The organism is Tardiphaga sp. 862_B3_N4_1 (assembly GCF_051811085.1).
Classification (GTDB): domain Bacteria; phylum Pseudomonadota; class Alphaproteobacteria; order Rhizobiales; family Xanthobacteraceae; genus Tardiphaga; species Tardiphaga robiniae.
Genome location: NZ_JBPWQB010000001.1, coordinates 3,518,077 through 3,536,571, shown reverse-complemented (window position 1 = coordinate 3,536,571; position 18,495 = coordinate 3,518,077). Strand labels below are relative to the sequence as shown.

General features: G+C 63.3%; 16 protein-coding genes. 12 read left to right on the top strand and 4 right to left on the bottom strand.

The features are described from left to right. Positions 1 to 19: 19 nt before the first annotated feature. The gene (locus tag AB8B02_RS16885; RefSeq protein ID WP_439064510.1) at positions 20 to 1,006 is read left to right on the top strand and encodes a threonine ammonia-lyase; all 987 of its coding nucleotides are present in this window, start codon (positions 20 to 22) and stop codon (positions 1,004 to 1,006) included. A gap of 10 nt (positions 1,007 to 1,016) precedes the next feature. Here the strand turns inward: AB8B02_RS16885 and AB8B02_RS16880 are convergent, their stop codons facing one another. After that, complete coding sequence (locus AB8B02_RS16880) at positions 1,017 to 2,270, bottom strand: hypothetical protein (protein ID WP_439064509.1); 1,254 nt, start codon at positions 2,268 to 2,270, stop codon at positions 1,017 to 1,019. Between the two features lie 76 nt (positions 2,271 to 2,346). On the opposite strand from AB8B02_RS16880, the gene AB8B02_RS16875 reads away from it, so the two are divergent. Continuing rightward, the gene (locus tag AB8B02_RS16875; protein WP_439064508.1) at positions 2,347 to 3,564 is read left to right on the top strand and encodes an MFS transporter; all 1,218 of its coding nucleotides are present in this window, start codon (positions 2,347 to 2,349) and stop codon (positions 3,562 to 3,564) included. On the opposite strand, the gene dgcA is transcribed toward AB8B02_RS16875, so the two are convergent. Continuing rightward, complete coding sequence (dgcA, locus tag AB8B02_RS16870; protein ID WP_439064668.1) at positions 3,534 to 4,505, bottom strand: N-acetyl-D-Glu racemase DgcA; 972 nt, start codon at positions 4,503 to 4,505, stop codon at positions 3,534 to 3,536. The two genes, AB8B02_RS16875 and dgcA, sit on opposite strands and share 31 nt — an antisense overlap. Before the next feature lie 253 nt (positions 4,506 to 4,758). Between dgcA and AB8B02_RS16865 the strand changes: the two genes are divergently transcribed. Genes AB8B02_RS16865 through AB8B02_RS16845 form a run of 5 tightly spaced genes read left to right on the top strand, consistent with a single transcriptional unit; the run spans position 4,759 to position 9,132 of the window. Next, positions 4,759 to 5,889 carry an ABC transporter permease gene (locus tag AB8B02_RS16865; RefSeq protein WP_089265213.1) on the top strand — a complete coding sequence of 377 codons (1,131 nt, stop codon included), beginning with the start codon at positions 4,759 to 4,761 and terminating at the stop codon, positions 5,887 to 5,889. Positions 5,890 to 5,912: 23 nt separating this feature from the next. Further along, the gene (locus AB8B02_RS16860; RefSeq protein ID WP_439064667.1) at positions 5,913 to 6,707 is read left to right on the top strand and encodes an ABC transporter ATP-binding protein; all 795 of its coding nucleotides are present in this window, start codon (positions 5,913 to 5,915) and stop codon (positions 6,705 to 6,707) included. Between the two features lie 19 nt (positions 6,708 to 6,726). Then, positions 6,727 to 7,656 carry an MlaD family protein gene (locus tag AB8B02_RS16855; protein ID WP_315843093.1) on the top strand — a complete coding sequence of 310 codons (930 nt, stop codon included), beginning with the start codon at positions 6,727 to 6,729 and terminating at the stop codon, positions 7,654 to 7,656. A gap of 31 nt (positions 7,657 to 7,687) precedes the next feature. Continuing rightward, positions 7,688 to 8,563 (top strand): aldose 1-epimerase family protein, encoded by an 876-nt coding sequence (locus AB8B02_RS16850; protein ID WP_439064507.1) that lies wholly within the window; start codon positions 7,688 to 7,690, stop codon positions 8,561 to 8,563. 53 nt (positions 8,564 to 8,616) lie between these two features. Continuing rightward, positions 8,617 to 9,132 carry a GFA family protein gene (locus AB8B02_RS16845; RefSeq protein WP_439064506.1) on the top strand — a complete coding sequence of 172 codons (516 nt, stop codon included), beginning with the start codon at positions 8,617 to 8,619 and terminating at the stop codon, positions 9,130 to 9,132. Here the strand turns inward: AB8B02_RS16845 and AB8B02_RS16840 are convergent. Beyond that, the gene (locus AB8B02_RS16840) at positions 9,129 to 14,543 is read right to left on the bottom strand and encodes a hypothetical protein (RefSeq protein WP_439064505.1); all 5,415 of its coding nucleotides are present in this window, start codon (positions 14,541 to 14,543) and stop codon (positions 9,129 to 9,131) included. The two genes, AB8B02_RS16845 and AB8B02_RS16840, sit on opposite strands and share 4 nt — an antisense overlap. Before the next feature lie 303 nt (positions 14,544 to 14,846). Between AB8B02_RS16840 and AB8B02_RS16835 the strand changes: the two genes are divergently transcribed. Together AB8B02_RS16835 and AB8B02_RS16830 are read left to right on the top strand one after the other, a co-directional pair. After that, entirely contained in the window at positions 14,847 to 15,317 is a 471-nt protein-coding gene (locus AB8B02_RS16835) for an Hpt domain-containing protein (RefSeq protein WP_309948202.1), read from the top strand. Positions 15,318 to 15,462: 145 nt separating this feature from the next. Continuing rightward, positions 15,463 to 15,783 carry a 2Fe-2S iron-sulfur cluster-binding protein gene (locus tag AB8B02_RS16830; RefSeq protein WP_089265206.1) on the top strand — a complete coding sequence of 107 codons (321 nt, stop codon included), beginning with the start codon at positions 15,463 to 15,465 and terminating at the stop codon, positions 15,781 to 15,783. A gap of 40 nt (positions 15,784 to 15,823) precedes the next feature. Here the strand turns inward: AB8B02_RS16830 and AB8B02_RS16825 are convergent, their stop codons facing one another. Next, the gene (locus AB8B02_RS16825; protein WP_439064504.1) at positions 15,824 to 16,276 is read right to left on the bottom strand and encodes an acyl-CoA thioesterase; all 453 of its coding nucleotides are present in this window, start codon (positions 16,274 to 16,276) and stop codon (positions 15,824 to 15,826) included. A gap of 200 nt (positions 16,277 to 16,476) precedes the next feature. Between AB8B02_RS16825 and AB8B02_RS16820 the strand changes: the two genes are divergently transcribed. From AB8B02_RS16820 to AB8B02_RS16810, 3 genes are all read left to right on the top strand, one after another. After that, the gene (locus tag AB8B02_RS16820) at positions 16,477 to 17,505 is read left to right on the top strand and encodes an NAD(P)/FAD-dependent oxidoreductase (protein WP_439064503.1); all 1,029 of its coding nucleotides are present in this window, start codon (positions 16,477 to 16,479) and stop codon (positions 17,503 to 17,505) included. Positions 17,506 to 17,533: 28 nt separating this feature from the next. After that, positions 17,534 to 17,698: a hypothetical protein gene (locus AB8B02_RS16815; protein ID WP_175366574.1), complete on the top strand. Its 165-nt coding sequence runs from the start codon at positions 17,534 to 17,536 to the stop codon at positions 17,696 to 17,698. A 71-nt stretch (positions 17,699 to 17,769) separates the two neighbouring features. Continuing rightward, a complete protein-coding gene (locus AB8B02_RS16810; protein ID WP_120291400.1) occupies positions 17,770 to 18,405 on the top strand; it encodes a DUF2147 domain-containing protein in 636 nt (211 codons plus the stop codon). The last annotated feature ends 90 nt before the right edge of the window (positions 18,406 to 18,495 follow it).

The window sequence follows — 18,495 nt, the reverse complement described above, 5'->3', positions numbered from 1 at the left end:
CGCGCGATAAAATGCGCGCATGACAAACATTCCATTGCCGATCACATCCGCCGATATTGATGCCGCCGCGCGCGTCATCGCCTCTTATGCAACGCGTACGGCGTTACTCCGGTCGCCTGCGCTCGATGCGCTGACCGGCGCGAAAGTGTTCTTGAAGCCCGAAGTGCTGCAGCGAACCGGCTCGTTCAAGTTTCGCGGCGCCTTCAACAAGATTTCCTCGATCCCCGAGGGTGCGCGCGGCAGGGGCGTCGTCGCGTTCTCCTCCGGCAATCATGCGCAGGGCGTTGCCGCCGCGGCGCAGATCCTCGGCATGAAGGCGACCATCGTGATGCCGTCCGATGCGCCGGTGTCGAAGGTCGAGCGAACCAGGGGCTATGGCGCCGAAGTCGTGCTCTATGACCGCGACAAGGAAGACCGCGAAGCCATCGCCCGCGATATTGCCGGCAAGAGCGGCGCCACAGTCGTGCCGCCCTATGACGACCCGTTCGTGATGGCCGGGCAGGGCACCGTCGGACGCGAGATCGCCGAGGACATGGCCGCCCTGGGCATCGTGCCGGACATCGTGTCTGCACAGGCCTCCGGCGGCGGTTTGATCGGTGGCATCGCGACCGCCGTGAAGGCGCGTTTCCCCGAGACGGCAGTCATCGTCGCCGAGCCTGCGGGGTTTGATGATCACGGACTTTCATTACGCGCCGGCAAGCGCGTCGCTCACAGCAATGCGGGCCGCACGATCTGCGATGCGCTGATGGCCCTGACGCCCGGCGAAATCACCTTCGCCGTCAATCAGCATCTGCTGTCGGGTGCCGTCACCGCCACCGACGAGGAAGTTGGCAAGGCAATGGGTTTTGCGTTCCGCGAATTGAAGCTGGTGGTCGAGCCCGGCGGGGCCGTGGCGCTGGCCGCGCTGATGCAGGGGCGTTTCGACGCGCGCGGCAAGACGGTGGTGATCGTTTTGTCCGGCGGCAATGTCGATGCGGATCTCTACGCCAGGATCATCAACGCCTGAGCTGAAGCGCTTACGAGAAGAACGCGATCTTTTCGGCCTGCGTCATCTTGCGGATCGGCGCCAGCGGGTCCGATGCCGGCGCGTTCGGATCCGCGATCACGCCGCCAGCGATCAGCGCTGCGCCAAGCGACGGCGCGGCAGCTTCCACCGAAGGCACGAGATCCGGCTGCGGCGGCTCGGGTGCCAGCGCAACCTCGGCGATCTGCGCCAGCGTCATCAGATCGGGATTGAGGACTTCGGGCTCCGCTGGCTGAACAGCGACAGCTTCAACCTGCATCACCTCAGGCTCAACGTATTGAGGCTCGGCAAGCTGAGGCTCAATAACGTCGGGCTCGCTCAGATCGAGCGCGCCCATCTCAGCGGCGACCATATCGAGGACGGCGAGGTCATGTTCGTCCTCAGCAATCCCTGCCGTTTCAGGCGCCTCCGGGACATCGTCCGCAGCGATAGCCGCGGAGGCCTCGGCCATCGTGGCGGCAAGCTCCGCGGTGGCTTCTGCGACAGGCGCGGCCGTTTCAGAGGCGGTCTCTACGATGACCGTCTCTGCGAGGGCCGGCTGTACAGCGGCGCGCGGCGGTTCGACGCTTGAGATCGTGACCGTCTCAGCCAACACTTCGCTCGCCTGTGACTTGAACAGCGGCGTCACGGATGCTTCGCGCGCTTCTGCGACAACGTGCTCAGCCTTCTCGGCAACCGGAGTCGGTTCGGCCTGCGCAGTTGTCGCCGCGCTGCCATCGACCATCTGCTCGATGCGCTGCATCAGCAAGTCGTAGCTCGCCAGCACATCCTCACGGCCATTGCCATTCAGCGCCTGCTGGCCGGCCTCGATAGCCTTGACCTGCGTGTCGAGCAGATCGCAGATCCGCGTGTCGGCGCCGCATTCACGCAGCGTCCAGGCGATCTCGCGGATGATGCGGGTGCCGTTACGGGCGCCGGTCAAAACCTCGTCGGCGTCGACGCGCGGCATCGCCTCTATGGCGCTGGCCTTGGCCTGACGGACGGCGGAACGGATCGCGCCGAGCGCGGCGATCAGGCTGAGCGCCGGCGCCTGCTTCTGGGCGGCGAGATTGGCTTCCAGCCGCGTGACGGCTTCGAGCACCAGGCTGGTATCGGCGGTGCGGTTGCGCTTGGCATATTCGGCGAGAAACCAGCGGCCGCGCGCGGTCTCCATGAAGGCCTCGCGGATCGCATCATAGTCTGCCTCGCCCGGCAGGGTGGGCCGGGCGGAGATCGGCGACAGGGCAAATGCTTCTTCGGCCATCATGATAACTCGTGGCGCGCACAGGGATGCGCGGTATGTAACCATCTCCACGATCCCGTGGCGAATCGCAGTTCACCTCATGATAGCCGAATCTGCCCCCCATAGCGCCCCGCAAATCCGCCGCAAATTCGCGCAGCGGCTGGCGATGTTCTACGGGACGGTGTTCGGCTCCAGCGGCTTCTATCTGCCGTTCTTCCCCGTCTGGCTGAAGGCTATTGGGATCGACCCGACCTGGATCGGCGCCATCCTGGCTGTGCCGTCGATGACGCGCTTCACCACGCTGCCCTTTATCACCGCTTTCGCAGAGCGCCGTCATGCGCTGCGCCAGACGATGATTGTCTGTGCCTTTCTCACCATGATCGGCTTTGCGACAGTAGGCACGCTACGCGAACCGCTCGCCGTGCTCCTGGTGTTCGCGCTGACGGCAGTGGTCTGGACGCCGCTCACGGCGTTGACCGATGGCTATGCGCTAAAAGGCGTGGTGCGCTTCGGCTTCAGTTACGGTCCGCTGCGGCTGTGGGGCTCGGCGGCTTTCGTGGTTGGCGCGCTTGCCTGCGGTCTGGTGGTCAACTGGCTCGACGGTGAGCATCTGATCTGGGTGATTGTTGCAGCGATGGTGCTGTCGGCTGTCGTCAGCCTTGGTCTGCAGCCACTTGGCGCGCCGACAGGCGAAGGCACGGTGCTGTCGAAGGCAAGCGCACTGCTACGCGACCCCGGCTTCCTCGCCATAGCGATCTCCGCCGCGCTGATCCAGGGCAGCCATGCCGGCTACTACACCTTCGCGTCGATCACCTGGCAGGCGTCCGGCCTCGACGGCCTCACTATCGCGGGTCTGTGGACGCTCGGCGTGCTCGCCGAAATCATCCTGTTCGCAGTGTCGCCACGCCTGACTTTGTCACCTGCAACCATGGTCATCCTTGGTGGCCTTGGCGCATTGCTGCGCTGGACGCTGACCGCGCAAACGCTTCCGCTCCCGATTCTCGTGGTTGTGCAATTGCTGCACGGCGCGACCTACGGTCTGACGCAACTCGGCACAATGGGCCTGTTGCTGCATCACGTGCCGCCGCACGTCATGGCGCGCGCGCAGGGTTATGTCACCGCCTGCACAGGCCTTGTGATGAGCAGCATGGCGGTTCTGTCAGGCGCGATCTATGCGCGTTACGGCGAGGGCGTTTACTACGTGATGGCCGTGCTTGGCCTTGCCGGCGCGACCGTCATATGGTTCGGCCGGCATCGCGCCGGGCAGCCGCCGGACGTTGCGGGCGATCAGCCCCAGAGCGCCGCGTCGGGCGGATAGACCGTGCTTTCGTCATAGCGCAGACCGCCGTCGCGATCTCCGGTGAGCAATAGCGGGCCATCAAGGTCGACGAAGCGTGCATATTGCGCAATCAGCATCGCGGGCGCCATCGCCAGCGACGTCGCCACCATGCAACCGACCATGATGTCGAGATTCATGGCGCGCGCGGCATCGGCCATCGCCAGCGCTTCGGTCAGGCCGCCGGCCTTGTCGAGCTTAATATTGATCGCATCATAGCGCCCGCGCAGCGCCTCGAGCGAAGCGAGGCCATGCACGCTCTCGTCGGCGCAGACCATGATCGGCCGATGCACATGCATCAGCGCATCATCCTTGCCTGCCGGCAGCGGCTGCTCAATTAGCGTGACGCCGGCGTTATGGCAGGCATCGAGATTGGCTTTCAGGTTGCCCGGCGTCCACGCCTCATTGGCATCGACGATCAACTCGGATTCCGGTGCGGCCTGGCGCACGGCCTTGATGCGGCTGATGTCGTCGTCACTGCCGAGCTTGATCTTCAGCAGCGGCCGGTAGGCGGCCTTTGCGGTGGCGGAGGCCATCGCCTCGGGTGTACCAAGCGAGATCGTATAGGCGGTGGTGCAGGCGCGCGGTGCCGGCCGCTGCAGCATGTCCCAGACGCGCTGGCCCTGGCTCTTGGCTTCGAGGTCTAGCAGAGCGCAATCCACCGCGTTGCGGGCGGCACCGGCGGGCATGGCCGATTGCAAGGCGTTTCGGTCGAGGCCCGCGGCAAATCGGTCCTGCATCGCCAGGATGGCGGCCAGCGTGGCCTCCGGGGTCTCGCCATAGCGCGCATAGGGGACGCACTCGCCACGGCCGGTCAAACCGCCGCGGTGGATTTCGGCTACCACGACGACGGCCTCGGTCTTGGCGCCGCGGCTGATGGTGAAGGCGCCAGCGATCGGCCATTGCTCGATCCGGGCGGTCATTAGGGCGGGGGCAGCGTCGGATGCGGACAATGCGGCGTCTTTCGGGCTGTGCCGGCAACGGCGGGTAATGACGTGTCTATAAGTTTACGTGATCGCCGTGAACTTGTTTGCGACGCAATGCCGGTGTCTGACAGGGCGGATTAAGGCTATATTAACCATAGCAACGTGTTGGCTTCACTTGGCTTCTCAGAAACGTATTTGGGCGTGTTAATACTTTGTTCATGCACAGACTGAACGCCCGCGGGAGCCTGTTTTGAGCGGCCCGACCTTGGAACAGATCGCGAAAGGCGACGGCTTGGCGCTGTGCGCGGCTGGGTCGTGGACGGCGCGTTTTGCCCCCGCGCTCGAAAAACTTGTCGGTGAGGCCGAGAAGCTGACCGGTAGCCGCCCCAACATCTTCATCGACGTGTCGCAGGTCTCCAAGCTGGATACATTCGGCGCCTGGCTGATCGAGCGGTTGCGTCGGGCGCTGACCAATGGCGGCCACGAGGCGCAGATCGCGGGCCTGTCGGCGAATTACGCGACCCTGGTCGACGAGGTCCGCCGCGTGAAGCCTGCGGTCCCGTTACCGGCAAGCGGTAGCGCTCTGACTGCCGTGCTCGATGGCATCGGCCGCAATATCTATGGCATCGGGGAAACCCTCGTCGCGCTGGTCGATATGATTGGTGCCGTGATCGCGGCCTGGTTCCGCGTCTGGCGGCATCCGTCGAAATTCCGGCTCACCTCGGTGGTGCATCACCTGGAGCAGGTGTGCTGGAACGCAGTACCGATCGTGGTCCTGATTACCTTCCTGATCGGCTGTATCGTTGCCCAGCAGGGTCTGTTCCATTTTCGCCGCTTCGGTGCCGACGTCTTCGTGGTCGACATGCTCGGCGTGCTGGTGCTGCGCGAGCTTGGCGTGCTGCTGGTGGCGATCATGGTCGCCGGTCGTTCTGGCAGCGCCTATACCGCCGAGCTTGGTTCCATGAAGATGCGCGAGGAGATCGATGCGCTTCGCACCATGGGCTTCGATGCCATCGAAGTTCTGATCTTGCCACGCATGGTGGCGCTGGTACTGGCGCTGCCTATTCTCGCATTTCTCGGCGCTATGGCTGCGCTCTATGGCGGCGGTCTGGTCGCTTGGCTCTATGGGGGCGTCGATCCATCGTCATTCCTGTCGCGGCTGCGCGAGGCGATTTCGATCAACCACTTCATCGTCGGCATGGTGAAAGCGCCTGTGATGGCCATGGTGATCGGCATCGTGGCCTGCGTCGAAGGCCTTGCCGTGCAGGGCAGCGCGGAGTCGCTGGGGCAGCACACCACCTCGTCAGTGGTGAAGGGGATCTTCTTTGTGATCGTGATGGATGGCGTATTCGCGATCTTCTTCGCAACGATCGGGATCTGACGGCCATGACCTCGACGACTGCGATGCCCATTACTGAGACGCCGACGGCTGCCGCCTCCACCTCTGCCGATGCGATCATCAGCGTGCGCGATCTTACCGTGGCATTCGGCAGCCGTCGGGTGCTCGACGGCCTCAATCTCAATGTCACCCGCGGTGAGATCCTCGGTTTCGTCGGCGCGTCCGGCGCCGGCAAGTCCGTGCTGATGCGCACGATCATTGGCCTCGTGCCAAAGGTCTCCGGCACGATCGAAGTGTTCGGCACCGATCTCGACAGCGGCGACAAGGAACGCCGCGAAGTCGAGCGGCGTTGGGGTATCCTGTTTCAACACGGGGCGCTGTTCTCGTCGCTCAACGTGCGACAGAACATCCAGTTTCCGGTGCGCGAATATCTCAAGGTCTCGGAACGTCTGCTCGACGAGATCACCATGGCCAAGCTTACCATGGTCGGTCTCAAGCCGGAGGTCGCCGATCGCTATCCGTCGGAACTCTCGGGCGGCATGATCAAGCGCGTGGCGCTGGCGCGGGCGCTCGCGCTCGATCCGGAGATCGTGTTCCTGGACGAGCCGACGTCGGGTCTCGATCCGATCGGCGCTGGCGATTTCGACGAATTGGTGCGCACGCTGCAGCGAACTTTGGGGCTGACCGTTTTCATGGTAACTCATGATCTCGACAGCCTGCATACAGCCTGCGACCGGATCGCCGTTCTCGGTAATGGCAAGATCATCGCGCAGGGAACGATGGCCGACATGCTGGCCTCGCAGCATCCCTGGCTTCGGGAATATTTCCACGGCAAGCGCGCACGCGCTGTTATCGGCTAGTTGTACTGGAGTTGGTTTGATGGAAACGCGGGCGAACTTCGTCCTGATCGGAATTTTCACGCTGGCGGTGATCGCCGCAGCGTTCGGCTTCGTGTTGTGGTTCCAGAATCTGCATTCGACCACGCAGCGCACGCCGCTGCGCATCATCTTCGAAGGCGCGGCGTCCGGGTTGCGCAACGGCGGCAACGTCAACTTCAATGGTATCCGGGTCGGTGAAGTCGTCTCGGTGAAGCTCGACAATCCCAAGCGCGTCGTTGCGCTGGCGATGGTCGAGAATATCGCGCCCATTCGCAAGGACACGCAGGTCGGCCTGGAATTTCAGGGGCTCACCGGTGTAGCTGCGATCGCGCTGAAGGGCGGCGATGAAGCTGCGCCCGCGGTCCCGCTGGATACCGACGGCGTGCCGGTGCTGACGGCCGATCCGGAGCTGCTGCGGGATATCTCTGAATCGATCCGGGCAACGCTGAACAACGTCAATCGTCTGGTCGCCGATAATCAGGATACTCTCAAGGGTGCCATGAAGAATGTCGAAACCTTCACGGCGACGCTGGCGAAAAATTCCGAAGTGATCGACGGCATCATGCTGAAGATCGACAGCGTGATGGGCAAGGCCGACGGTGTCATGGGCAAGGCTGACAGCGTTGTCGCGCGGACCGACAACATCCTGCTCGGCCTGGATGCGCTCGCGGGGGGCAAGGACGGCGGTGAGCTGACTGCGGCCGTGAAGTCGTTCCATGAACTGACCGAGAACCTCGACAAGCGTTCCGGTGCATTGATGCTCGATGGCCGTCGTACCCTCGCGGATATCAGCCGTGCCGTGAACAATCTTGACCGCAACCCGACGCGTCTGTTGTTTGGCGCCAGCAGCGGCACACCCGCGGCTGCACCTGCTCCGGCCGCGCCGCCGGCACCCGCTGCTCCGCCGCGTCGTCGCCAGCAGGCTCAATAGACACCAGTCCCGATATACATGGAGAGCGCTGATGGAGACCCAAGATAGCTTCACCATCAGCAATGGCCGCGTCACGGCGACGATCAAGGCCGCTGGTGCCGAACTCTGCTCATTGAAGGATGCGCATGGGCATGAGGTGCTCTGGCAGGCCGGCGAGGAATGGCCTCGCCACGCGCCGCTGCTGTTTCCGATTGTCGGTAAGCTAAAGGACGATGTGCTGCGCCATCGCGGCCAGGTGTATGCAATGACCCAACACGGTTTTGCGCGCGACCAGCGCTTCAGCTGGACAGGGCAGGGACCTGCGTCCTGTGCGCTGTCGCTGGCGGACAATGACGCCAGCCGGGCGAAATATCCGTTCGCGTTTCGGCTTGACGTCACCTATGTGATCGAGGGCGATGAACTGGTGATCGGTTATGCCGTCACCAACACTGGCGACGAGATGCTACCGGCCTCGATCGGCGCGCATCCGGCATTTCACTGGCCGCTGACGGACGGCGCCGACAAGCGCACGCATACGATCATCTTCTCCGATGCTGAACCGGCGCCGATCAGACGGCTCGAGGGTGGACTGTTGCTGAGGGAGGCGGAACCGTCGCCGGTGCAGGGCGGCGCACTGGCGCTGTCGGAATCGCTGTTCGTCAAGGATGCTATGATCTTCGATCATCTCGCCAGCAGGTCGCTGAGCTATAGCGCGCCTGGCGGACCGACGATCACCTTCGCCTGGGAAGGCTTTCGCGAACTTGGTATCTGGTCGAAACCATCCGGCGCTGCATTCCTCTGCATCGAACCGTGGTACGGCTATGCCAGCCCGGTGGATTTTGACGGCGAGTTCGCCGACAAGCCGGGCGTGATGCATATCGCGGTGGGCGAGACACGCAGCTTCACCCAACGCATCGGGTTCGCATAAGGTAACTGTCGCGGCCCGTGATCCAGCAGACCGCTGCATCGAGGAGGTCCGTCATGTCGAGAACTGCGTCCTGTTCGTGCGGTCAGCTGTCCATCGTGCTCGAAGGCGAGCCGAGGGGCGTCGGTATATGCCACTGTTTCGCCTGCCAGCGCCGGACCGGCAGCGTCTTTGCCGCGCTCGCGGGCTTCGGGCCAAGTTACAATGTGAGCGGCATCGCGACCGAGTATGTCCGCACGGGGGATCAGGGCGCGCGCTTCCGATTCCGGTTCTGTCCCGTCTGTGGCACCAATCTCTTCCACACCGAAGAAGGATATGAAGCGCGTTCCGTAGCTGTGGCGGTCGGCTGCTTGCTGATCCGGATTTTCCGCCTCCGGAGATCTCCGTCTATCATTGTCGGCGGCATGCCTGGGTGTCCTTGCCGTTCGGCGTCAACATTCACGACAAGGATCCCGCGTGATGACGGCACCGGCCTGGCCCCGCGTCTAGCGCTCCGGCACAACAGCAGGCTCAACAAAAAAGCGGAGGCATCGCTGCCTCCGCTTTTCGCGTTCGTATTTAATCTTGCTTAGCCCAGCCGACCTGCTGCATGCGCAAGCAGGGTGTAGACCAGGCCCGTTTCCGAGGTCAGATGGCTGCGCAGCGCTGCCGGACCGCGTTCATCGCGGGCGACTTCGTCAAGCAGGCGTTCGAACTCGGTGATGTAGCGATCCACCGTGCCCTTGAAGTTGCGGTCCGACCGATACTTGCGGGCGACTTCATCGAAAGCCTTCTGGCCGGCGGGCGTATAGAGCCGCTTGCTGAAGGCCTTGCTCTCGCCGCGCTGATAGCGATCCCACATTTCGGCAGCCAGTGTCCGATCCATCAGGCGGCCGATATCGAGCGACAGCGACTCCAGCGGATTGGCCGAGGCTACAGGCTGCTGCGGAGCCGGTGCGCGGCGCGGCGGCGTGCGATCTTCTTCGACGTGATCGGCGCGGCCGAGCAGATCCGACAACCAGCCGTCACGGCCCTGGTCGGCGTTGGCCGGAGCGACCGACGGCGCTTCGGTGCGACGCGGCGCTGGGCCACCGATATCGGGCATCGGCAAGTTCGTTGCGCTACGGGCAGGCGGCTCCTCGCGGCGCGGGGCCGTACGCGGAGCCTCGTGGCGCGCTTCACTACGGCTGCTGGCGATCGCCATCGCCGGCTCCTCGTCACGCTGCACGCTGGTGGTGCGGCTGGTCGAGACCACGTCGAGGCCGCGGCCATGACGGGCAACGATGCGGTTGAGCTCGGCGAGCGCCTCGATCTGGTCGACGATCACCTTGCGCATCTGCGCAGTGCTCTCGGCGGCTTCCTGCGGCATGTCGAGAACGCCACGGCGCAGTTCGGTGCGGGTGCTCTCGAGCTCGTTGTGCATTTCGGCAGCCATCTGCTTCATGCTGGCGACCATCGACGAGAACTTGTCGGCCGACTGCTTGAACATGGCATCGGCTTCCTGCGTGCCCTGCTGGTAGATTTCGCTCATGGCTTGCGTTGTCGCGCGGCGTTCTTCTTCCGCGGCGGTGCGAACGGCTTCGAACTGCCGGCTGATCGCTGCCGAGCCCTGACCTGCGGTCTCCGCGACGACGCGGGCGATGTCTCGGGCACGCTCTTCGGCGGCTGCCAGCGATTCATCGAGCAGGCCGGTGAAGCGGGTGAGGCGCTGATCGAGATCGGTGGTGCGCAGATCGATGGTGGTGACCAGCGATTCCAGCGCCGCCTTGCGTTCGCCGACCGACGACATCGTGGTGCGGTTGCTCTGTTCGACCAGAGCCGCGGCATCCACGAGGGCATGGCCATGGGTTTCGAACTGGCCCGAGAGTGAGCCGAGATCTTCCAGGGCCTTGGAGGTCTTGGAGGTGAACACGGTGAGCTGTTCTTCCAGCGTCTGGGTAGCCAGGCCGTTGCGCGACGTCACGTCGTTCATGGTGGACACGAAGTCCGCCACGCGGGTGACCAGAGCGCGCTCCAGCGAGTTGAGATTGTCGTGGGCGCCGGTGAGGACTTCCTGCAGCAGGATGTTGCCTTCACGCAGGCGTTCGAACAGCGCCACGGTATCGGTGCGCAGGATCTTGCTGGTTTCCTGCATCTCCGTGACCGCAGTGATCGAGACCTGACGCGACTGCTCGATGGCGGTGCGCGAGCTCTGCTCGAGATCCTTCAGCGACTTGTTGACCGCACCGGTGGCGAGTTCGCCAGCCGTGGTGATCGCGCGGGCCACGTCCGTGCTGTTGGTGACCATGGTCTGCGAGAAGGTCTGGCCGCGGCTCTCGATCGCCTTGAGCGCGTCGGCGGTGACGCGATCGATATCGACCGTGAGCTGATTGGCCTTGGCGCCCAGCGCATCGACCAGCGAACCGCGCTTGGCGTCGACCATCTGCGACAGACGGTCGGTCTGCTGCTGCACATAGGTGACGATTTCGTCCGTCTTGCCGGTCATCGTGGTGCCGAAGCTGCCCGAAGCGGCGAACACCGACCGCTCGATCTCCGACGAGGTGGTCTTGATCTTGGTGGTGATCTCGTTCGAGGCGGCGACCAGCGAGTTGTGCGCATTCTGCGCACTGGTCTGGATGTTGTCGGTGGTGTTGGCGGTGACGTTCGAGAGCGAACGCTCGATGTCGGCGGAAATCACCTTGATCTGGTTCGCGGCATCCGCCGAGGAGGTTGCCAGCGAGGTCTGCACTTCGCGGGCACTCGAGAGAATCGCAGCCGCCGTGTCGGCGCCGACCGCGGTGAGTGTGCGCTGCACGTCGATCGAGAGCGACTTCACGTGGCTTGATGCCTCGGAAGACGCTGTGACCAGCGTGCTCTGGGCTTCGCGGGCGCCGGCGACGATCGACTCGGCAGTTGCGGTGCCGGCGGTGGTCAGGCTGCGCTCCATGTCGGCCGCGAGGTTGCGGACGTGGTTCGACGCTTCGGTCGAGGCGTCGATCAGCGAGGACTGGACGTTGCGCGTGCTGGCCAGGATCGAGTCCGCGCTGGCGGTGCCGGCGGCGATCAGCGTGCGCTCCACATCGGCCGCAAGGGTGCGGACCTGCTGCGAGGCGTCGGTCGACGCGGCGACCAGCGTGCTCTGCGCGGCGCGGGCGCCAGACAGGACCGAGTCGGCCGTCGCCGTGCCGGCGGCAGTGAGCGTGCGTTCGATATCAGCCGAGAGCGACTGGATCTGGGTGGCGACTTCCGAAGAGGTGGCGACCAGGGTCGACTGGGCGTCGCGGGCACCTGAGAGCATCGAGGCCGCCGTGGCGGAGCCGGCCGCGGTGAGGGTGCGTTCGACATCGGCCGACAGTGACTTCACCTGCAGCGAGGCTTCCGAAGACGCATTGACCAGCGTGGCCTGCGCATCGCGGGCACTGTTGACGATGGCCGTGGCGGCAGTGGTGCCGACAGCGGTCAGCGAGCTCTCGATATCGGACGCCGTCAGCTTCAGCTGCGCGCCGACATCGGTCGAGACCGACACGAGGGATTCCTGCGCGGCGCGGGCGCCAGCCTGAATGGTCTCGCTCGTATTGACCATGAGATGCGTGAGCGAACGCTCGGCGTCCTCGACATTGGTCTTGATGCCGATCGAGAGTTCTTCGGCGCGGGCCATGAGCGAGTCGCTGGCCGTGCGGCCGGAGGTTTCGATACGGCCGGCAACAGCCTCAATGCGCGAGCCGAGCAGTTCCTCGAACTGTTCGACGCGGGTTTCGATCCCGCCGGCGACGATGCCGATACGACCTTCCATGCCTTCGTGGATCGTCTGGAAGCGCGCAGTGATGGTATCCGCGAACTGTGTGCTGCGGCTGTCGATGGCATCGGTGACGTTGTTGATGCGGCTGTCGATGGCCGTGATCGCCTGCGTCGTGCCTTCGGTGAGCGAGCTCGTGAAGTAGGAAAGGCGGTCGTCGATCGAGTGGATCGCCTGCACGGCGCCTTCCGTGAGCGCGGTGGTCAGGTGGGTCAGGCGGCCGTCGACCGAGCTGACTGCGAGATTCGCGCCTTCGGTCAGGGCGGTGGTCAGATGCGTCAGGCGCGCGTCGACCGACTGGACGGCCTGATTGGCACCTTCCGAGAGCGTCGATGCGAGGTTCTCAAGGCGCGTATCGATGGTCGCGGTGACCGACTGCGCGCGCGCGTCAAACGTTTCTTCAAGGCTCTTGAGACGTCCATCGACGGTCTCGTCGAACGACTTGATCCTGGTGTCGAGCGACGCATCGAGATTGACGACGCGGCCTTCGAATTTGGTCTCGAATTCTGCGAGGCGGGTGTCGAGCGACGACGTGATGCCGCCGACATTGGACGCGACGCGGGTGTCGAAATTATCGACATAGGTCTTCAGCGTTTCCGAGATGTCCTGCGTACGCTGACCCAGGCGATCGACGACTTCGCCGCCGAAGGTCTTCACGGTGCGGTCGAATTCCGAGATGTGCTTGGTGATCAGTGCGCCCAGCGTGCCGCTGTCGCGCGAGAAGCGCTCGGCCAGCTCGCTGCCCTGTTCCTTCACCAGTTCGTCGAAGGCGTTCATCTGCAGGCTGAGGGTGTCGTGCGCGGTTTCGGTCTGGCTCGCGACCTTGGCGACCAGTGCGTTGACGGTGGCGTCGAGGGACTCGCCCGCCTTGTCACCTGACGTGAGGATCTGGTTGGCCAGGCGGTTGCCGGCATCGTCGATCTTGCTGACGAGGTCGCCGCTGCGCAGCTCGAGTTCGAGCAGCAGACTATCGCTGGAATTCTTAAGCGAGTCGTGGACCTGCTCGGTGCGGTCCGACACGCGATCGACGATGGTCGAGGAGCGCTGTTCGAATTCGCTGGTGATGCGGTCGATACGCTCGTTGAGCATTTCGTGGACGCGGTCTGCCAGATCGACGAACTCGTCGTGTACGTGGCCGGTCTTGAAGTTGAGGCTCGTCGTCAGACGCTCGCTGGCGTCGAGCACCGCGCGGGTGGTCTCGGCACTGGCCTCTTCGAGGCGGTCGAGCAGGTCGCCGCCACGCTCGCCGAGCGCGAGGATCATGTTGTCGCCGGCATTGCCGAGCGCACGGGTGATGTGTTCACCGCGCTCTTCGAGGGCGCCGGTGATGCTCTTGGCGACTTCATCGACGCGTGATGCGATGGCGTCCGAAATCAGTGCGATGTCGTGGCGGAGATCGATCTGCACGCCCGAAATGGCGGAGCGAACCTGCTCGGCCTGACCGACCAGGTTGTCGCGCTGATGCGCGATGTCCTGCAGCAGCGCGCGGATGCGGACTTCGTTGTCAGAGTAAGCGCGCTCGAGCGCGGAAACTTCGTTGGCGACGAGGGTTTCGAGTTCGCCGGCACGCGCAATCGCGCGCTCGACGCCGTCGCCCATCGCGGCGACTTCGCGGCGGATCGCCTGGCCGACCGTGACCATCGAGTCGCTGGCCGTGCTTTCGGGCTCGGAGAAGCGGATCGCAACCTGTGCCATCGACTGGGCGATCAGGCGCATTTCCTGGCCGCGCCAGGCGAGGCTGGCGAGGAAGTAAAACAGCAAAATTGGAGCGAACAGCAGCGCAGCAAGGCCAGCCAGAGCCAGCGTGCCGCCGGAGCCCTGACCGATCAGGGCCTGCAGCGACGGCAGGAACGCAACGGTCAACAGGCCTGCGCCGACGATCCACAAGCCGGCGAACAGGGTGGCGAGCGTATAGACGTTGCGGGCGGGGCGGTTCTTCTGCAGCGCCTGCAGGATCTGGCCGATGGTTTCGCGGTCATCGTTTGCGGGACGGCGCGCAAAGCGCTGATCGTCCTGCGGCTCGAAGCTCGGGCGATCATTGGCGATGCGTGCGTCGAAGGCGTTGTCGTCGAGGTCGACGGGGGAAGATGGATTGGTGGGGGCGTTGTCGGCACGGATCGCGGGCTGATCGCGATCGACATGCGCGGGGTCACTGATGTTGAGAGCTTCCTGGATGGCAGAGAGCGCGACTTCGGTCGGATCCTTGGCCTTTTTGGTGTTGTTTGCCATGCTCGTTCCACGCCCCCTGATTACGCAACTGACACAGAAGTCCCCATGATTCGTTCCCGCCTGCAGCATGGCGACTGGCCATGTGCACCCCGCGGGACGAATTTCGGACTGCCGGTCGCTCGGCTTGTCCGCTACTTCCGCAAACATCCTATTGGCTTGGTCGCGCGAATGAAATGGTTCTGGTTAAGACATTCTTAATGATAGTTAACGGCTTCCCCCGGTAACTTCTTGTGGCGCCTCAAATAAACGGAATGGCCCCTCAATCGTGGCGAGTTTGCGTCAAAACTGCGTCAACCCAGCGGATTGTACCTAGAACGTTCCGTTAACCAATTCCGTGTTTGGCTGCAAAAAATCGCGGCCGGATCGTTCGGTTGGCGGGAATTTGGGCCATCATCAATGCCGCTTCACTTCGAACGGGTTCAATGGATGCCGTCACCGCCGCTGGTTCCCGATGACGGACCGATCGATTTCCCCCACCTTCAACGTATGACTATGGGCGATAGCAGCCTGGAACGTGAAGTTCTGGCGATGTTCGCGGCCCAGTCGAGCGAGTTGATCGAGAAGATCGTCAAAATGCCGGCGGATGCGGCTGAACTCACGCACAAGCTGAAGGGCTCCGCGCAGGCGGTCGGCGCGTTCCGCATCACGGAAGCCGCCGAATGGCTGGAAACGACGCTGCGCGACAGCAGCGATACCGCTGAGGCCCTGATGACGCTCACCGACGCCGTTCTCGAAGCGCGGGCGGAGATCGACGTCCTTCTGAAGCGGTCCTGATCCCCAAGGGATCGTTTTTGATTCCCCAAAGGGGTCCTGCTTGGCACGGCTTTTCTAGATGACGGTTTTGCTGCGGGGCGCTGGCGCGATCCAGATCGACCCGTTATAGGACAGCCGGTATCTTCCTTTCGGCAGCGCGAGCATCATGGCCAAGATAAACTTTGTCGATCACTCCGGTGAGACCCGCAGCATTGACGCCGAGATCGGCTCCACGGTGATGGAGGCGGCCATTCGCAATGCCATCCCGGGTATCGAAGCCGAATGTGGCGGCGCCTGCGCCTGTGCCACCTGCCACGTCTATGTCGACGAAGCCTGGCAGGAGCGCGTCGGTGCGCCGACGCCGATGGAAGAGGACATGCTGGACTTCGGTTACGACATCAAGCCGAACTCCCGGCTGTCGTGCCAGATCAAGATCACCGATGCGCTCGACGGCCTTGTCGTGATCACGCCGGAACGCCAGGCCTGAGCTTCCCAAGACTTGTTCTGAGCTTTCCAAGCCCTGTTATTTACTGCGTGTTCAAGCCGCGCAGCATCCATGGCTGAAACCGTTCGATGACCTCGGGCGGGATCGGCGTCGGCTGGCGGCTGGTGAGGCCGACCATCACGGTCGTTGCAATCGCCGAGGCCATGCACTTGCCTTCCGAAAACACGACCTGCGAATAGGTCACCGAGGTCCGGCCGATCTTGGTAACGCCGAGCCCGAGTTCGATCTTGCCGGGCCAGTGCAATTCGGCGCGAAAGTGAATATCGAGCCGCGCTAGCACCCAGCTTTGCCCCGGCGCGATCAGCCCGCATGCCGGGTCCCGCATCAGCAACACGCGGCTGGTCTCGAAATAGCTGGAATACACCGCGTTGTTGACGTGGTTGTTCGGATCGAGATCCGCAAAGCGCACATTGTCCGACAGGCGATAGGGATAGTCGTCGAGGACGGGCGCCGGGGCGCGGGCAGGGGCGTTCACGAAATTGATCTCCAGCAATGCTTGGCAGGTTTGCGCCTGTTACAGCGCAGTTGCACAGCCCAGGCAAGGGCGGGGCACATGCTGATTTCAGGCCGAGCCGCTGTGGCTTTCCCCGTGTGGCGCCGCTAGGCTGGACGCAATTGCCGGATGGCGCCGGGCTCTGCGATCTCGCAGGGCTGGTTCAACCGAGAAAAAACACTATGGGCGAAACGATCAAGACGGACGTGCTGATCATCGGCGCCGGCCCCTGCGGACTGTTCGCCGTTTTTGAACTTGGTCTGCTCGATATGAAGGTCCACCTCGTCGATATCTTGGACAAGATCGGTGGCCAATGCGCCGAGCTCTATCCTGAAAAACCGATCTACGACATTCCTGCGATTCCGCTGGTCACCGGTCAGGGGCTGACCGAAGCACTGCTGGAGCAGATCAAGCCGTTCCATCCGACCTTTCATCTGAATGAAATGATCGAGACCATCGAGAAGATCGGCGACCCCTTGTTTCATGTCACGACGGATGCCGGCCAGGTGTTCGAAACCAAGGTGGTGGTGATCTCCGCCGGCGGCGGCTCGTTCCAGCCGAAGCGTCCGCCGGTGCCGGGCATCGAAGCCTATGAGGGCACGTCGGTGTTCTACGCGGTGCGCAAGATGGAGCAATTCCGAGACAAGGATCTGCTGATTGTCGGCGGTGGCGATAGTGCACTGGACTGGACGCTCAACCTGCATCCGGTCGCGCGGCGCGTCACGCTGTTGCATCGGCGCGATGATTTTCGTGCTGCGCCTCACAGTGTCGAGCAGATGCGCAAGCTCGTGGCAGCCGGTCAGATGGACCTGCAGATCGGTCAGGTCACAGCGCTCGAAGGCGAGGGAGGCCATCTCACTGGGGCTGTCATCAAGGGCAATGACAACGAAAGTGTCCGGATCAACTGCAATACGATCCTGCCGTTCTTCGGCCTGACCATGAAGCTCGGTCCGGTCGCCAACTGGGGCGTCACGCTGGAGAACAACCTGATCCCGGTGGAGACGGCGTCGTTCGAGACCAATGTCCCCGGCATCTTCGCCATCGGCGATATCAATACATATCCCGGCAAGCTGAAACTCATCCTGTCCGGCTTCCACGAGGGCGCGCTGATGGCACAGAAAGCGTATCACTACGTCTATCCGGACAAGCGGCTGGTGTTTCAATACACGACGTCCTCCTCCAGCCTGCAGAAGAAGCTCGGCGTTAACTAACTTCGGCTAGTTGTTGGAATCATCTTGTATGACGGAGATGCAAAGGCGGTTCGGATCGCCGGTAACCGCGTCGGGTTCGGTGGGGCAGCTTGTGGCAAAGCTGTGGCCGCTGACACAATCGGACATCCGGCGCGCGATCGGCAATCTTGCAAAAGCCATCAACCGCAGTCACTCTCTCGTCGCGGAAGATTGATAGTCTATGCAATCGGATCGAGTGCGGATACTCGGCGGATGCCTGGACGACGAACTGCACTGGGGAAGGCGATGGCACAACTTCGATCCCGACGTCTGGCGCTCACAGTCGCTTCAGGTCTGGCCGCATGCGCGATGTTCGCCGGCCCTCTCCACGCAGCGGAACCGACTGCTGCCGGGCTTTGGCAGAAGGTTGAGAATAACAAGCCTGTCGTCTGGGTTCTGGTGGTTGACCATGGCGGCGGCGTATTCGAAGGCGCGATCGCCAAGACGTTTCCGAGCCCCGATGACAAGCCGGGCGACGACTTCTGCGGCAAGTGCGTCGATGACCGGAAGGGCCAGCCAGTGCTGGGCATCTCCTTCATCCGCAACATGCAGCAGCAGGGACTGAAATACGAAAACGGCAACATTCTCGATCCGCGCGATGGCAAGGTCTACAAGGCCAAGATGAGCGTCAGCGCCGATGGTCGGGCGCTCACCGTGCGTGGCTATTGGGGCATTGCGCTGCTCGGCAAGGACGAGACCTGGTACCGTCTGCCCGATACCGAAATGGCCTCGCTTGATCCGACGGTGATCGCGAAATATGTGCCGACGCTCGCGGCAGCAGCCGTGAAGCCGCCAACCGTCGGTAATGCCGCCGCGAAGGCCCCCGTCGCGCCGATGAAGAAGGCCAGCAATGTGACCCCGGGTAGCAACGTCGCGCGCTGATCGCTGCCAACTTGCTTGTGGCTCCCCCACAAGCGAAGACTGTCCAACACCCCGCATTCTGGAAGCCGACGCCATGGCGCGTCGGCCATT

Coding starts and splice junctions, on each gene's coding strand:
- AB8B02_RS16885 (WP_439064510.1), top strand. CDS start 20: ATGACAAACATTCCATTGCCGATCACATCCGCCGATATTGATGCCGCC.
- AB8B02_RS16880 (WP_439064509.1), bottom strand. CDS start 2,270: ATGATGGCCGAAGAAGCATTTGCCCTGTCGCCGATCTCCGCCCGGCCC.
- AB8B02_RS16875 (WP_439064508.1), top strand. CDS start 2,347: ATGATAGCCGAATCTGCCCCCCATAGCGCCCCGCAAATCCGCCGCAAA.
- dgcA (WP_439064668.1), bottom strand. CDS start 4,505: ATGACCGCCCGGATCGAGCAATGGCCGATCGCTGGCGCCTTCACCATC.
- AB8B02_RS16860 (WP_439064667.1), top strand. CDS start 5,913: ATGCCCATTACTGAGACGCCGACGGCTGCCGCCTCCACCTCTGCCGAT.
- AB8B02_RS16855 (WP_315843093.1), top strand. CDS start 6,727: ATGGAAACGCGGGCGAACTTCGTCCTGATCGGAATTTTCACGCTGGCG.
- AB8B02_RS16850 (WP_439064507.1), top strand. CDS start 7,688: ATGGAGACCCAAGATAGCTTCACCATCAGCAATGGCCGCGTCACGGCG.
- AB8B02_RS16845 (WP_439064506.1), top strand. CDS start 8,617: ATGTCGAGAACTGCGTCCTGTTCGTGCGGTCAGCTGTCCATCGTGCTC.
- AB8B02_RS16840 (WP_439064505.1), bottom strand. CDS start 14,543: ATGGCAAACAACACCAAAAAGGCCAAGGATCCGACCGAAGTCGCGCTC.
- AB8B02_RS16830 (WP_089265206.1), top strand. CDS start 15,463: ATGGCCAAGATAAACTTTGTCGATCACTCCGGTGAGACCCGCAGCATT.
- AB8B02_RS16820 (WP_439064503.1), top strand. CDS start 16,477: ATGGGCGAAACGATCAAGACGGACGTGCTGATCATCGGCGCCGGCCCC.
- AB8B02_RS16815 (WP_175366574.1), top strand. CDS start 17,534: ATGACGGAGATGCAAAGGCGGTTCGGATCGCCGGTAACCGCGTCGGGT.
- AB8B02_RS16810 (WP_120291400.1), top strand. CDS start 17,770: ATGGCACAACTTCGATCCCGACGTCTGGCGCTCACAGTCGCTTCAGGT.